13 protein-coding genes are annotated in these 14,555 nt (G+C 71.7%); 5 read left to right on the top strand and 8 right to left on the bottom strand.

What is annotated here, in order from left to right; genetic code table 11:
- Nucleotides 1-91 precede the first annotated feature (91 nt).
- Together ftsH and folE are read left to right on the top strand one after the other, a co-directional pair.
- The gene (ftsH, locus tag ACZ4YY_RS16220; RefSeq protein ID WP_468289657.1) at nucleotides 92-2,131 is read left to right on the top strand and encodes an ATP-dependent zinc metalloprotease FtsH; all 2,040 of its coding nucleotides are present in this window, start codon (nucleotides 92-94) and stop codon (nucleotides 2,129-2,131) included.
- A 119-nt stretch (nucleotides 2,132-2,250) separates the two neighbouring features.
- On the top strand, nucleotides 2,251-2,856 hold the full coding sequence (folE, locus tag ACZ4YY_RS16215) for a GTP cyclohydrolase I FolE (RefSeq protein WP_468289654.1): 606 nt from the start codon (nucleotides 2,251-2,253) through the stop codon (nucleotides 2,854-2,856).
- Between the two features lie 36 nt (nucleotides 2,857-2,892).
- On the opposite strand, the gene ACZ4YY_RS16210 is transcribed toward folE, so the two are convergent.
- The 6 genes from ACZ4YY_RS16210 to ACZ4YY_RS16185 all read right to left on the bottom strand — a co-directional run bounded on the left by ACZ4YY_RS16210 (nucleotide 2,893) and on the right by ACZ4YY_RS16185 (nucleotide 8,091).
- Entirely contained in the window at nucleotides 2,893-3,381 is a 489-nt protein-coding gene (locus ACZ4YY_RS16210; protein WP_468289651.1) for a DUF3180 domain-containing protein, read from the bottom strand.
- 55 nt (nucleotides 3,382-3,436) lie between these two features.
- The gene (gene folK / locus ACZ4YY_RS16205) at nucleotides 3,437-4,048 is read right to left on the bottom strand and encodes a 2-amino-4-hydroxy-6-hydroxymethyldihydropteridine diphosphokinase (RefSeq protein ID WP_468289648.1); all 612 of its coding nucleotides are present in this window, start codon (nucleotides 4,046-4,048) and stop codon (nucleotides 3,437-3,439) included.
- Complete coding sequence (gene folB / locus ACZ4YY_RS16200) at nucleotides 4,045-4,404, bottom strand: dihydroneopterin aldolase (RefSeq protein ID WP_468289645.1); 360 nt, start codon at nucleotides 4,402-4,404, stop codon at nucleotides 4,045-4,047. Before folB ends, folK begins: the two co-directional genes overlap by 4 nt.
- Nucleotides 4,405-4,746: 342 nt before the next feature.
- Nucleotides 4,747-5,250 (bottom strand): nuclear transport factor 2 family protein, encoded by a 504-nt coding sequence (locus ACZ4YY_RS16195; protein ID WP_468289642.1) that lies wholly within the window; start codon nucleotides 5,248-5,250, stop codon nucleotides 4,747-4,749.
- Nucleotides 5,247-6,155 carry a dihydropteroate synthase gene (folP, locus tag ACZ4YY_RS16190; protein ID WP_468289639.1) on the bottom strand — a complete coding sequence of 303 codons (909 nt, stop codon included), beginning with the start codon at nucleotides 6,153-6,155 and terminating at the stop codon, nucleotides 5,247-5,249. The genes ACZ4YY_RS16195 and folP overlap by 4 nt, the downstream gene beginning before the upstream one ends.
- Before the next feature lie 124 nt (nucleotides 6,156-6,279).
- Nucleotides 6,280-8,091: a phosphatidylglycerol lysyltransferase domain-containing protein gene (locus ACZ4YY_RS16185; RefSeq protein ID WP_468289636.1), complete on the bottom strand. Its 1,812-nt coding sequence runs from the start codon at nucleotides 8,089-8,091 to the stop codon at nucleotides 6,280-6,282.
- A 231-nt stretch (nucleotides 8,092-8,322) separates the two neighbouring features.
- Here ACZ4YY_RS16185 and ACZ4YY_RS16180 point away from each other — a divergent pair, with 231 nt between their 5' ends.
- Complete coding sequence (locus ACZ4YY_RS16180; RefSeq protein ID WP_468289633.1) at nucleotides 8,323-9,444, top strand: alpha/beta hydrolase; 1,122 nt, start codon at nucleotides 8,323-8,325, stop codon at nucleotides 9,442-9,444.
- A 226-nt stretch (nucleotides 9,445-9,670) separates the two neighbouring features.
- The gene (locus tag ACZ4YY_RS16175) at nucleotides 9,671-11,431 is read left to right on the top strand and encodes a hypothetical protein (protein ID WP_468289631.1); all 1,761 of its coding nucleotides are present in this window, start codon (nucleotides 9,671-9,673) and stop codon (nucleotides 11,429-11,431) included.
- Nucleotides 11,432-11,476: 45 nt separating this feature from the next.
- On the opposite strand, the gene ACZ4YY_RS16170 is transcribed toward ACZ4YY_RS16175, so the two are convergent.
- Nucleotides 11,477-12,820, bottom strand: a complete 1,344-nt coding sequence (locus ACZ4YY_RS16170) for a PH domain-containing protein (RefSeq protein WP_468289628.1) — start codon at nucleotides 12,818-12,820, stop codon at nucleotides 11,477-11,479.
- Nucleotides 12,817-13,344 (bottom strand): PH domain-containing protein, encoded by a 528-nt coding sequence (locus tag ACZ4YY_RS16165; RefSeq protein WP_468289626.1) that lies wholly within the window; start codon nucleotides 13,342-13,344, stop codon nucleotides 12,817-12,819. Before ACZ4YY_RS16165 ends, ACZ4YY_RS16170 begins: the two co-directional genes overlap by 4 nt.
- Nucleotides 13,345-13,375: 31 nt before the next feature.
- On the opposite strand from ACZ4YY_RS16165, the gene ACZ4YY_RS16160 reads away from it, so the two are divergent.
- Nucleotides 13,376-14,527, top strand: a complete 1,152-nt coding sequence (locus ACZ4YY_RS16160; protein WP_468289624.1) for an NADH-quinone oxidoreductase subunit D — start codon at nucleotides 13,376-13,378, stop codon at nucleotides 14,525-14,527.
- Nucleotides 14,528-14,555: the final 28 nt, after the last annotated feature.

The following is a 14,555-nucleotide window of genomic DNA, read 5'->3' as shown; positions in this document are numbered from 1 at the left end:
GCTTCGTGCGGCGAAGCTGGGGTACCGTCAGAAGAACTGTCTTATCAAACTCACTATGGCAGGAGGGACGGGGCGGCACCGCTCCGTATGGATGGACGTGAAGCGATACTTCCGTGGGCCGGTCATGTGGATCGTGCTGGCCGTCCTTGCCGTGGTCGTGTTGATGCAGGTCGTCGGTTCGTCCGGCGGCTACAAGACGGTGGACACCGGCCAGGTCGTCGCAGCGATCAACGACAACAAGGTCGAGTCGGCCAAGCTCACCACCGGTGACGAGCAGATCATCAAGGTCACGCTCAAGGACGGCACAAAGGTCGAGGGCAGCTCGAAGATCCAGGCGAGCTATATCGGCGACCAAGGCGTGACCATCGCCAACACACTGCAGACCAAGTTCCAGGACAAGCAGATCCCGGACGGCTACACCGTGTCGCCGTCCAAGCAGAACCCCTTCGTGGGCATCCTGCTCTCCCTGCTCCCCTTCGTCCTCATCGTGGTCGTCTTCCTGTTCCTGATGAATCAGATGCAGGGCGGCGGCTCCCGGGTCATGAACTTCGGCAAGTCCAAGGCGAAGCTCATCACCAAGGACACCCCGAAGACGACGTTCGCCGACGTCGCCGGCTCGGACGAGGCCGTCGAGGAGCTCCACGAGATCAAGGAGTTCCTCCAGGAACCGGCCAAGTTCCAGGCCGTCGGCGCCAAGATTCCCAAGGGCGTGCTCCTGTACGGCCCTCCCGGCACCGGCAAGACGCTGCTCGCGCGTGCCGTCGCCGGCGAGGCGGGCGTCCCCTTCTACTCGATCTCCGGTTCGGACTTCGTCGAGATGTTCGTCGGTGTCGGTGCCTCGCGGGTCCGTGACCTCTTCGAGCAGGCCAAGGCGAACGCCCCGGCGATCGTCTTCGTCGACGAGATCGACGCGGTCGGCCGCCACCGCGGCGCCGGCCTCGGCGGCGGTCACGACGAGCGCGAGCAGACGCTGAACCAGCTGCTCGTCGAGATGGACGGCTTCGACGTGAAGGGCGGTGTGATCCTCATCGCCGCCACGAACCGGCCCGACATCCTCGACCCGGCCCTTCTGCGCCCCGGCCGCTTCGACCGCCAGATCGCGGTCGACCGTCCGGACATGCAGGGCCGTCTGGAGATCCTCAAGGTCCACCAGAAGGGCAAGCCGGTCGCGCCCGACGTCGACCTGGCCGCCGTCGCCCGCCGCACCCCCGGCTTCACGGGTGCCGATCTCTCCAACGTGCTGAACGAGGCCGCGCTGCTCACGGCCCGATCGGACAAGAAGCTGATCGACAACCACATGCTGGACGAGGCGATCGACCGCGTGGTCGCGGGCCCGCAGAAGCGGACCCGGATCATGTCGGACAAGGAAAAGAAGATCACCGCGTACCACGAGGGCGGACACGCCCTGGTCGCGGCGGCCTCCCCGAACTCCGACCCGGTCCACAAGATCACGATCCTGTCCCGCGGCCGTGCCCTCGGTTACACGATGGTCCTGCCGGACGAGGACAAGTACTCGACCACGCGCAACGAGATGCTCGACCAGCTCGCCTACATGCTGGGCGGCCGCGCGGCCGAGGAACTGGTCTTCCACGACCCGACCACGGGCGCCGCGAACGACATCGAGAAGGCCACCGCCACGGCCCGCGCGATGGTCACGCAGTACGGCATGACCGAACGTCTCGGCGCCATCAAGTTCGGCGGCGACAACACCGAGCCCTTCCTCGGCCGTGAGATGGCTCACCAGCGCGACTACTCGGAAGAGGTCGCCGCGCTGGTCGACGAAGAGGTCAAGAAGCTCATCGAGAACGCGCACAACGAGGCCTGGGAGATCCTGGTCGAGAACCGCGACGTCCTCGACAACCTGGTCCTGCAGCTGCTGGAGAGGGAGACGCTGGGCAAGGAGGAGATCGCCGAGATCTTCGCCCCCATCGTCAAGCGCCCGCCGCGGCCCGCCTGGACCGGCTCCTCGCGGCGCACGCCGTCCACCCGCCCGCCGGTGCTCTCCCCCAAGGAGCTCGCACTGACCAACGGTGCCAACGGCGCGACCCCGGCGATCACCACCGCCAAGTCCACGGCGACGGACGCCACCCCGGTGGCCGAGCCGGCCCCCGAGGACCGTACGGAGAGCTGACACTCCTCGTCACGGACCTCACAAAGACGGGCATGGATGCCGCGTCCCCCAGGATTTAGCCTGGGGGACGCGGCATTTCCCTTATGCCCGTATGCAGGACACACAGGAACGAGGCACAGATGACCGACCCCGTGACGCTGGACGGCGAGGGCCCCATCGGCGAGTTCGACGAGAAGCGAGCCGAGAACGCCGTACGGGAACTGCTGATCGCGGTCGGCGAGGACCCGGACCGCGAGGGCCTCCGGGAGACGCCGGCCCGGGTTGCGCGGGCGTATCGGGAAATCTTCGCGGGCTTGTGGCAGGAGCCCGAGGACGTGCTGACGACCACCTTCGACCTGGGGCACGACGAGATGGTGCTCGTGAAGGACATCGAGGTCTACTCGACCTGTGAGCACCATCTGGTGCCGTTCCGCGGGGTCGCTCATGTCGGGTACATCCCGTCGACCAGCGGCAAGATCACCGGCTTGTCGAAGCTGGCCCGCCTCGTGGACGTCTACGCACGCCGCCCCCAGGTGCAGGAGCGCCTCACCACGCAGATCGCGGACTCGCTGATGGAGATCCTCGAGCCGCGAGGCGTCATCGTGGTGGTGGAGTGCGAGCACATGTGCATGTCGATGCGCGGGATACGCAAGCCGGGTGCCAAGACCCTCACCTCAGCGGTCCGCGGGCAGTTGCGGGACGCGGCGACGCGCAACGAGGCCATGAGCCTGATCATGGCCCGCTGACGTCGGGGGCGCGGGGCCCCCGACGCGTGACGCGGCTCACGCCGCCGGGGCGGTCCCCGGGCCGTTGGGGTCGTCGTCCTCGGGGAGTTTGCAGACGCGCTCCAGGAAGACGGCCGCCGCTATCACGGCGATGCCGGCCAGGACCGAGAAGCCGGCGTAGATGGCCTGGTCGCGGCGGGCGGGGATGTCGAGGGACTCCAGGAGGAAGACGCCCGTGCCGCCGTACATGCCGGCGACGAGGGCGGCGACCAGGGCGCTGGACTGGCCGAAGACGACCGCGCGGGCCGCCATGAGCGGGTCGACGCCCTTGGCCTCGGGACGGCGCTCGCGCTGCGCCTTGAGGCGGGCGCGCAGCGACAGCGCCGTGGCCAGCAGGATGGCCGCGATCACGGCGAGGACGATGGGGGCGGCCAGCGGGACGCTGGGGAGGGTCCCGATCGAGTTCCAGAGGCGGGCGCCCGCCCAGGACAGGACGCCGGCGACGACGAAGACGCCGACCAGCATCCTGATGCGCAGCTCTCTCACGGTGTCCCTTCGGTTCCCCGGCGGTGTTGTGGTCGTGTGACCTTACCGACAACGACTATTCGGGCAGCCGGAGTTCCAGGTCCTCGCGGGCTTCGACGCCCGCCCGGGTGACGGTGTCGAGGAGGCCGGCGACCGGGCCCCGGCCGGGCAGCTGGGCGGCGGGGTCGACGTCGTGCCACGGGACGAGGACGAAGGCGCGCTCGTGGGCGCGGGGGTGGGGGAGCGTGAGGTGGGGGTCGTCGGAGACGACGTCGGCGTAGGCGACGATGTCGACGTCCAGGGTGCGGGCGCCCCAGCGCTCGTCCCGTACGCGGTGGAAGGCCTCCTCGACCGCGTGGGCCCGCTCCAGAAGAGAGGACGGCGGGAGGGTGGTCTTCAGGACGACGACCGCGTTGAAGTACGAGGGCTGGCTGCCGGGCTCGACGCCCCACGGCTCGGTCTCGTAGACGGGGGAGACGGCCTTCACGCGCACGCCGGGCGTGTCCTCGAGGGCGTCGATGGCGCCCTGGAGGGTCTCCAGGCGGTTGCCGAGGTTGGAGCCGAGGGAGACCACGGCCCGTCGCGGGTTGTGGAGGGTGGTGTCGGCGGCGTCCACCCTCTCGACGACGGAGGCGGGTACCGGCTGTACGGTCGGGTCGCTGTGACCCTCGGTGAAGGACGCGGTCATACTCGGCTCCGGGTGATGGTGACGGTCACGTCGTCGAAGGGGACGGTGATCGGGGCGTCCGGCTTGTGGACGCACACCTCGACCTCCTGGACCCCTTCGTGCTTCAGACAGGCCTGGGCGATGCGCTCGGCGAGCGTCTCGATGAGGTTGACGGGCTCGCCCTCGACGACGGCCACGACCTCCTCCGCCACGATGCCGTAGTGCACGGTCTTCGCCAGGTCGTCGTCGGCTGCGGCCGGACGGGTGTCCAGGCCGAGGACGAGGTCCACGACGAAGGTCTGGCCCTCCTCGCGTTCCCTGGGGAACACGCCGTGGTACCCACGGGCCTTCAGGCCGCGCAGCGCGACACGATCCACGCGAATCACTCCTGCAGTCGTCGGTGACGGCCGGTGCGTACCGTGTGCGGGCGGTACACCGGCCTCGAACGAATCTACCTGCGAGCGCTGACAGGGCCGGGCCACGGGGGCGTCGGCCGGGTCGGGGCCGGGAGGTGTTCACCGGGTGTTTCCCCCGGGGAACCCGACGGCTCACGGGCTGGTAGCCGCGCCTACCCGCCGGTTCGCGGTTCCAACCACTTCTCGGTCCCCGCGGGTCACGTCCGTGCGGGCGACGTCCGTGCGCACGACGTCCGTGCGTCCGTCCCGTCCGCAGTGGCCACCCCCTCCCGTGGGCCGCCCGGTCCCGTACCGCCTACCCGCTCAGGAGGGTGTCTCCTCGTCCTCCTCGTCGTCGGTCTCGGCGAGGACCGGGGAGGCGTGGTGGGACCAGAGTTTCCAGCCGTCTGCGGTGCGGTGGAACACGTTCGTGGCGACCACCAGCTGGCCGACGAGCGGGCCGAGCTCCTCGCCGGCCCGTGGTGCGGGGCCGCCGCTGAGGATGTTCTCGGTGCAGGTCACCAGGGCGGTGTCGCCGGTGACGGAGACGTGCACGTCGGTGAGGAAGAACTGGATGTAGTCGGTGTTCGCCATGATCAGCGCGTACGAGCGCAGCACCTCGCCGCGTCCGGTGAGCGCGGGCCAGCCGGGATGCACACAGGAGATCACGCCCACGTCCGCCGGGTCGTGGTACGTCTCGTCGACGCCCAGGTCGGAGGGGCTGAGCCAGAGGGAGGACACCTCTTCGAAGTCGCCCCGCTCGAGTGCCTCGTAGAAGGCGGTGTTGGCGGCCTCGACCTGCTCGACATCGGTGTGCGGGGCGCTCACCGGGTTCCTTCCCGAGCGGCGCGCGCGCCCGGCGTGTCGTGTCCGGCGCGTGCCTCTTCCACGGCGCGCGCGACCCGTACCGCGTCCGCCGTGGCGCGCACCTCGTGCACGCGGACCGCCCAGGCGCCGGCGTGTGCGGCGAGCGCGGAGACGGCGGCGGTGGCGGCGTCGCGTTCGCGTGCGGGCGGCGGGGCGCCCTCGGGTCCGGCGAGGACGTGGCCGAGGAAGCGTTTGCGGGAGGCGGCGACGAGCAGGGGGTGCCCGAGGGTATGCAGCCGGTCGAGGTGGGCGAGCAGGGCGAGGTCGTGGTCGGCTTCCTTGGAGAAGCCGAGGCCGGGGTCGACGACGACGCGGTCGGGTGCGATGCCGCCGGTGAGGACGGCGTCCACGCGCGCGTGGAGTTCGTCGACGACTTCGCGGACGACGTCGTCGTAGGCGCCCCGGACGTTGCCGCCCTCCAGGAAACCGCGCCAGTGCATGACGACGAAGGGGGCGCCCGCGTCGGCGACGACCGGGATCATCTCCGGGTCGGCGAGGCCGCCGCTGACGTCGTTGACGAGAGCGGCGCCGGCGGCGAGGGCCTGGGCGGCGACGGAGGCGCGCATGGTGTCGACGGAGACGGTGACGCCTTCGGAGGCGAGACCGCGGACGACGGGGACGACGCGGCGCAGTTCCTCGTCCTCGTCGACGCGGGTCGCGCCCGGCCGGGTGGACTCGCCGCCGACGTCGACGAGGTCCGCGCCCTCGTCGACCAGGTGGAGGCCGTGCTTGACGGCGGCCGTCGTGTCGAACCAGCGGCCGCCGTCGGAGAAGGAGTCGGGGGTGACGTTGACGACCCCCATGACCGCGCAGCGGTCCCAATCCGGAAGGCCGTCGACTCGCCCGCGTCCGCTCTGCTTGCTCATATGTTCAGCGTAGGCCCAGGAGCGGGCCGTATCGCCGGGAGGCCCGGGCGGAGGACTCGGGGCCGAGGGGCGTGCGAGGCATTCGCCCGGGCCGGCCGGGAGGGGGCGGCCCGGTGGGAGGCGGTCATGCCGCGCGGACGTCTCTTTCGCCGACGGCGTGGGCACACACGCGTGCGGCGGGCGAGCGGCGGCGCAGGAAGCGGGGCAGGGGGAGGGCGAGGTTGACGAAGCCCTCGGCCTGCATCGCGGCGAAGCCGATGCGGGGCAGGTCGGCGGAGGCCCGGTAGACGACGAAGCGGGGTTCCCAGCGGGGCTGGAACTTGGCGTTGAACTTGTAGAGCGACTCGATCTGGAACCAGCGGGAGAGGAACACGAGCAGTCCGCGCCAGGCGCGCAGCACGGGGCCCGCGCCGATCTTCTCGCCGCGTGCCAGGGCCGAGCGGAACATGGCGAAGTTCAGCGACACGCGCGTGATGCCGAACCGGGGGGCGGCCTGGAGGGCGGCGACGATGAGCAGTTCGTTCATGCCGGGGTCGGCGGCGCGGTCGCGGCGCATGAGGTCCAGGGAGGCGCCGTCGGTGCCCCAGGGGACGAAGTGGAGGATCGCCTTGAGGTCGCCGTAGGGGCCGGGTTCCGGGTCGGCCTTGTGGGCGGTGGCGATGAGGCAGTCGCCGTCGGCGGGGTCGCCGACGCGGCCGAGGGCCATGGAGAAGCCGCGCTCGGTGTCGGTGCCGCGCCAGTCCTCCGAGGCCTGCCGGATGCGCTCCAGTTCGCCTTCGCCGAGGTCACGGACACGACGGACCCGGGTCTCGTAACCGGCGCGCTCGATGCGCTTGACCATCTGGCGCACGTTGCGCATCGCGCGGCCGGCGAGCGAGAAATCCGCGACGTCCACCACCGCCTCGTCGCCCAGTTCGAGGGCGTCGAGGCCGGTCTCGCGGGTCCACACCTCGCCGCCCGTCTCCGAGCAGCCCATGACGGCAGGGGTCCAGGAGTGGGCCTTGGCCTCGTCCATGAAGCGCTCGATGGCGCCGGGCCAGGCCTCGACGTCACCGATGGGGTCGCCGCTGGCGAGCATCACGCCGGAGACGACGCGGTAGGTGACCGCGGCCTTGCCGCTGGGGGAGAAGACGACGGCCTTGTCGCGCCGCAGGGCGAAGTGGCCGAGGGAGTCGCGGCTGCCGTGCTTGTCCAGCAGGGCGCGCAGCCGGGTCTCGTCCTCCTCGGTGAGGTGGGCGGCCGGGTGTTCGGGGCGGAAGGCGAGGTAGATGGTGGTGACGGCGGTGATCCAGCCGAGGGCGCCGAGGGAGAAGGCGACGGTCCAGGAGGCGTCCCCCTGGTAGTCGACCGGGCCCTCGAAGCCGAAGAGGCCGTAGAGGACGTGGGTGAGGCGGTCGGCCAGGCTGGGGTCGCCGACCATGCGGCCGGGGTGGGCGCTGACGATGACGAGGCCCAGGCCGAGCGAGCCGGCGCTCATGAGGACGAAGTTCGCGAGGGCGCGCCAGCGGCTGCGCGGGTCGGGCAGGGCCCGGAACTGGTCGCGGTGGACCAGCAGGGGTATCAGGAGTGCGACGGAGATCAGCACGCCGACGACGGAGTGCCGGTAGGTGAACTGCGCGACGGCGCCCGCGGGGAGCAGGGCGACGGCCGCGCGCCACGCGCGCCGCTTGCTGCGCTTGAGGCCGTGTGCGAGCAGGAGCAGCAGGATCCCGGCGCTCAGCGACAGTGCGGCCGCGAACGGACCGAACGCGCCTGGCAGCACCTCGGCGAGTGTGTGCATACGGCTGTGCCGGAAGCGCGGGAACACGCCCGCGGCGACATTCAGCAGGCCGACCAGGGCACAGGCCCTGCCGACGAGGAGGGGCACGGACTCGGGGCGTGGGCCCCGGACCAGTCGCCGCACCCGGCTCGATCGATTCGGAACCTCGCCCGACATTTCCCCATCTTCCCTGACAGACATCGCATCCCGTAGTTCCGCGAGAGACCTTGAACCCGGTGCCGATTCGGGCATCCGGCGACATTGCGCCCTCTAGGACGGTGTCTGGGGGGAGGAGGTTCACTCACCTTCCTCAAAGCCGCCGAAAAGGCGGAGGAAAGTCCGGGGCAAGGCCTCGCGAAGGTCGCGGGGGAGCACAGTCCGGACGGAGAGCGTAGGCAGGAACACTTCATGGGTCTCACGAGCAACAAAACGCTGCTGCTGTCGGTCCTGTGTGCCGTGGCGCTGTTCGCCGGCACGGTGTGGCTGTGGCCGCGGCTGGCAGGGCGGGGCTGGCGTGCCGTCAGCGGTCGCGTGGGCATGCTGCTCGCCACCCAGTTGGCCCTCTTCGCGGCCGTGGGTCTCGGCGCGAACCAGGCGTTCGGGTTCTATGCGAGCTGGTCGGACCTGTTCGGACAGGAGAACGACACGGGCGTCGTCGTCGACCACGCGGGAGGCGGCCGCAAGGGCCCCCTCCAGGTCGTCGACACGCGGCGGGTGTCGGGCGGGGGAGCCGGCCGGCCGCGGATGGGCGGGCAGATACAGAAGGTCACCGTCACCGGCCGTACGACGCACATCGCCACGCCCGCCTTCGTGTACCTGCCGCCGGAGTACTTCGATCCGAGCCAGCGCACGCGTACGTTCCCGGCGGCCGTCGTCCTCACCGGCTATCCGGGTACGGCGGAGGCTCTCGTGAACAAGCTGAACTATCCGCGCACCGCGCGGGAACTCGCCGCGGACGGCCGTATGCAGCCGATGATCCTGGTGATGCTGCGGTCGACGGTGGCGCCGCCGCGCGACACGGAGTGCGTGGACATCCCCGGCGGGCCGCAGACCGAGACGTTTTTCGCCAAGGACCTGCCCGACGCCGTCACCGCGCAGTACCGGGTGAGCAGGAAGCCCGGCAGCTGGGGGATCGTCGGAAACTCCACGGGCGGCTACTGCGCGCTGAAGCTGGCGATGCACCACCCAGAGGTGTACGCGGCGGGGGCCGGTCTGTCGGCGTACTACAAGGCGCCGACCGACCCCACCACCGGTGACCTGTTCCACGGCGACGACACCCTGCGCAAGGAGGCCGACCTGCGCTGGTACGTCAAACACCGGCCCGCGCCCCGCACCTCGTTGCTCGTCACCAGCAGCAAGGTCGGCGAATCCAACTACAAGGACACGCTGAAGTTCATCGACGAGGTGAAGGCGACGAAGAAGACCAGGATCTCGTCGATCATCCTCGATACCGGCGGACACAACTTCAACACCTGGCGGCGGGAGATCGCGCCGACACTGGAGTGGATCAGCGGGCGGCTCAGCGCTTGATGATCTTGTTTCTCGTCGAATTCGGCGCGGGGCTGTTTCCGTAAGGCGTCCTTGCACTCTGAGCGCCTGATCAGGCCGCGCGGCCCAGGCGGCCACAGTGCGCGGCCCAGGCGGCCACAGTGCAAGGGCCCTAAGGCGTTCCTGATGCCCTGTGAAGGGTTCGGGGTGGCTGTGTTTTTACGGGGTGGGGCGCCAACATTCGCCTACGCGCGGTAAGTTTCTGGCCATGCCACGTGGACGTCACCGCCATTCCCCGCCATTGCACAGGCTGCTTCCTCCGTCGGCGATCGCAGGCGTTTCCCTCGTCTGTGCCCTCGGTCCCTGGGTGTTCGCGGAGCAACTGGTGCTCCGGGTGCTCGCCGCGGCCGCCGCGGTGACGGCGATCCTCGGCGCGGTCGTCATGCGCCGCTGGGACATCCAGGCCGGCAAGCGGGTCGCCGACCTCACGCGCGCGCGTGCGGGCGACGAGTGGCGGTTCGAGGAGCGTGTAGCCGAGCTCGAGAGCGACCTCGAGGAATCGCGGGAGCTGCGCGTCAAGCTGGAGCAGCGGCTGCGGGCCAAGCGCGCCGAGCTGGCCGGCCTGCGCAACGAGCACGCGGCCCTGCTGCGCCGTTACGCCACGGCGGAAACCGAGCGGGCGAGCGCCCTGGAGGGCCGCCGCCTGCTCGAGATAGAGACGGCGCCGTCGCCGTCCCGCGCGCTGCCGCCGGCGCGGAGTGCGCAGGAGGCGTCGGCGAGCGGGCCGGCGACGGAGGTCGAGAAGGCCGGAACGGCTGAGAAGGCCGAGAAGGTTGAGCGGGCCGAGAAGGCCGGGGTTGGGGTCGAGCAGGCCCAGGGTGGCGAAGTGGCCGAAGGCGGCGCCCGGAGCGGCGAGTCGGTCGCGGCGGGTTCGCCGGCCGCGACCGGTGGGTCCGACGCGGCCGGCGAGGACGCCGGGACCGGCGGGAACGAGCCGAAGGCGCCCGCGGTCTTCTCCCCGGAGGGATCCCGGCTGTTCCTGCGGGCGCAGGCGGCGCTCGCCCGGTTCGACGACGGTGGCCGGCCGGTTGCGGTCGACGAGAGGCCGGCCGGGGCGGAGCCCGCCCGGCCCGACTCCCCCGACGTCGGCGACGACGCCGGAGCCGCACCGGAGGACGAGGCGAAGGGGAAGCCCGAGGCGGTCGACGAGCACGCGCGCGCGACCGCCCACCACACGGCCGCCGGGGAGAACGCGACCCCGGCTGAGGAGACGGCTGCGGCGCAGGCCGCCGCGAGGCGGACGGAAGGCCCCGGGCACACGGGCTCCGCGGAGACGGACGTCACGGTTGCGGGCGGCGAGAGCGCGGACGTGGTCACCGCCGGGAACGGCGACGGCAGCGGCGGCCCTGACGCGGGCCCGGGCGCGGGTGTGGGCGCCGGGGACGCGGACGGCGAGGCCGCGCATGCCGAGGACGTGGACGCGGAGGGCGCTGCACAGGCCGCGGAAGCCCCGGAGGCGGCAGAGCCCTCGGTAACGGCGGAATACCTGGAGGCCGCGGAGATCCCCGCGGTCGCAGGCACCTCCGGGGAGACCCCCCGGACCCGCTCGGCAGCAGAGGCCTCGGAAGCACCGGCAGCCTCAGCAGCCCCGGAGCGGGCCGAGGGTTCCGCGGACGCCTCCGTCCCCCGCTCCGCCGCCCCCGTGCAGCGGCCCGCCGGGCACTTCACCGTGCCGACCGCCGTGGCCGTCGTACCGGCCGCGCAGTCGGTGCGGCGGCCGAGTGCCGAGGGCGGGTTCGACTTCTTCGGCACGCAGAAGTCGTCGTCCGCCGCGCTGGAGGCGGTGCAGAACGAGGACCTCGCCGACGTCGTCGGCCAGGAGGCCCTCGCGCTGCACAAGGCCGAGGCCGAGGCGGAGTTCAAGCCGGTGGACGAGGACGCGCGCGGTGTCGGCCAGGTGATCGACCTGACCGCGCACGACGAGACCGAGCAGATCGACCTCCAGGGACTGCGCAGCGTCGTTTCCTGAACGGTCGGCGGATGGGTCCCCTTCTGTTCGGATCTGCAAGGACCCCTAAGCCATCCACCGGTCGGACCGGGCGGCGCGGCGCCCGGTCCGTGACCGTTCCGCCTGGCCGCGCAGCAGTTCCGCGGCCTCCTCGGTGCCCCTCAGACGCGCCGTCACCGTCTTGTCGGCTCCCGTGTCCACCCGCACGTCGGCGAGGCGCCACAGTCGCTGCCAGGGCCCTTGCGTCAGCCGCACGCTCTGGACCTTGGCGTGCGGGACGAGGGCCAGATGGCGGCGCAGCAGACCGTGGCGCGCGGCGAACACGGTGTCGCCGACGGCGATGCCGTAGCCGCGCCACCACAGCGGGACGCACCGCCCGGCCCGGCGCGGCGGGCGCGACAGCGCGGCCGTCGCCGGAACGGTCGCGCCGGGCAGCACGCGCGCGATCACGGCCTCGGCGACCGCGCGGGGAGCGACCGGCACGAGCACGGAGTTCGTCGAGCCGGCCACGTCCAGTTCCACGCGCACCCAGTCCCGTCGCCGCCACAGCAGCGGCTCGACGATCCGCACGGTCTGCACGCGCCCCGGCGGTACCGTCTCGTGCGCGCGGTCCAGCAGGCCGTGGTCGATCCGCAGCCCGTCCGGCGACTCGCCGACCGTCCAGTCGTACTCGCCGACGAACCGGCCCACGCTGCTGGCGCCCGCGGCGCCGAGCAGCGGAACACCGGTCGCCAGGACCGTCCACACGCTGTGGGTGGCCAGCCACAGCACGGGCGGGACGACGAGGGCGGCGGCCAGCGCGCCCCAGGTCGCGCCGGTCAGCAACAGCGCGGTCGCCAGCTCGCGCGGCGGCACGCGCAACAGCTCGCGCGCCGGCGCCTCGCCGACCTCGTGCGCCGTCTCGGGCGCGAAGCCCGCAGCCCGTGCGAGCAGCTCGGCCCGCAGTGCCCGCGCCTCGCCCTCGCCCAGAAAGGCGAGTTCGTCCTTCTTGTCCGCTCCGACGACGTCCAGCCGGAGCTTGGCGACGCCCGCGATCCGGGCGAGCAACGGCTGGGTCACGTCGATGGCCTGGATGCGCTCCAGCCGGATGTGCGCGGTGCGCCGGAACAACAGGCCCGTCCGGATGCGCAGGTCGGCGTCGGTCACCGCGAAGTGGGTGAACCACCAGGACAGGAAGCCGTAGAGGGCCGCTGCCGGGACGACGACGGCGAGCCCGGCCAGCAGCGCCGTCGTGGTGAGCCGGGCCAGCTGTTCCTGTGTCCGGTTCGGGTCGTGCACCGCCCATCCGGCGACCACCGCGACGGGCGCCCACGCCCGCCGGAACGGGGTGACGGGATGCAGCCGTCGCTCGCCGACGACCCGCTCCGGACGCTCCCCGGGGACGGCGTCCTGGACGTCCGGCGCCGTCACAGCCCCGCCGATCGGGCCTCGCCGAGCTCGGTGAGCCGGTCGCGCAGCCGTTCCGCCTCGGCCGGGTCCAGTCCCGGGATCGTCGCGTCGGTCGCGGCCGCCGCGGTGTGCAACTGCACGCTGGCCAGCCCGAAGTGCCGCTCCACCGGTCCGGAGGTCACCTCCACGAGCTGCATGCGCCCGTACGGCACGACCGTCTCCTCGTGCCACAGCACGCCCCGGCTGATCAGCAGGTCGTCGACGCGCTCGGCGTAGCGCCAGGAGCGCCAGTTGCGGTCGAGCAGGACCCAGCCCGAGCCGATGCCGGCCAGCGGCACCAGGGCGAACGCGGACCACGCCGGGCCGACGAGCAGCCCCGCCGGCAGGCCGATGCCGAGGGCGGCCAGCCCCAGCCACACCACCAGCATCAGTCGGCGCATCCGCAGCAGCCCCGGGGGCAGCCCCGTCCACACCGGACCGGCCGGTCCTTGCGCCGTACCCGCCTGTGCCGCCGATTCCCCGCCCCGCGGGCTCCCCGTCTCCATACGGTCAGCGTACGTAGGGGAGACTGGGGCCATGACTCCTACGACGGAGACCACGGTCGGGATCGGCGGCGCCGCGGAGAGCACGGACATGGTGCTCAACATCGGGCCCCAGCACCCCTCCACGCACGGCGTGCTGCGGCTGCGGCTCGTGCTCGACGGCGAGCGCATCCGGCACGCGGAGCCGGTGATCGGGTACATGCACCGGGGCGCGGAGAAGCTGTTCGAGGCGCGCGACTACCGCCAGATCGTCATGCTGGCCAACCGCCACGACTGGCTTTCGGCCTTCTCGAACGAGCTGGGCGTGGTCCTCGCCGTGGAGCGGATGCTGGGCATGGAGGTGCCCCCGCGCGCGGTGTGGACGCGCACGCTGCTCGCGGAGCTGAACCGGGTGCTCAACCACCTGATGTTCCTGGGGTCGTATCCGCTGGAGCTCGGCGGGATCACGCCGGTGTTCTACGCGTTCCGTGAGCGCGAGGTCCTCCAGAACGTCATGGAGGAGGTCTCCGGCGGGCGCATGCACTACATGTTCAACCGCGTCGGCGGTCTCAAGGAGGACCTGCCGGCGGGGTGGGCCTCACGCGCGCGTGGCGCCGTCGCCGCGGTGCGCTCGCGGATGGACGTCTTCGACGACCTCGTCCTCGGCAACGAGATCTTCCGCGGCCGCACGCGCGGGGTGGGCGAGCTGTCCGCGGCCGCCGTGCACGCGTACGGCGTGAGCGGGCCGATCGCGCGCGCCTCGGGCGTCGACTTCGACCTGCGCCGCGACGAGCCGTATCTGGCGTACGGCGAGCTCCAGGACACCCTGAAGGTGGTGACGCTCGCCGAGGGCGACTGCCTGGCCCGCTTCGAGGTGCTGCTGGCGCAGACCCACAACGCGCTGGACCTCGCGGACGCCTGCCTGGACCGCCTCGCCGAGCTGCCGCCCGGCCCGGTCAACCAGCGGCTCCCCAAGGTCCTCAAGGCTCCCGAGGGGCACACGTACGCGTGGACGGAGAACCCCCTCGGCATCAACGGCTACTACCTCGTCAGCAAGGGCGAGAAGACCCCGTACCGGCTGAAGCTGCGGTCCGCCTCGTACAACAACATCCAGGCGCTCACCGAGCTGCTGCCGGGGACGCTGGTCGCGGACATGGTGGCGATCCTGGGGTCGATGTTCTTCGTGGTGGGCGACATCGACAAGTGACCGCCCCGGAGGGGTGGGGCCCGGCGCG

This window comes from Streptomyces sp. NPDC030143, assembly GCF_055573695.1.
This window is presented reverse-complemented; position numbering and strand designations above follow the sequence as displayed.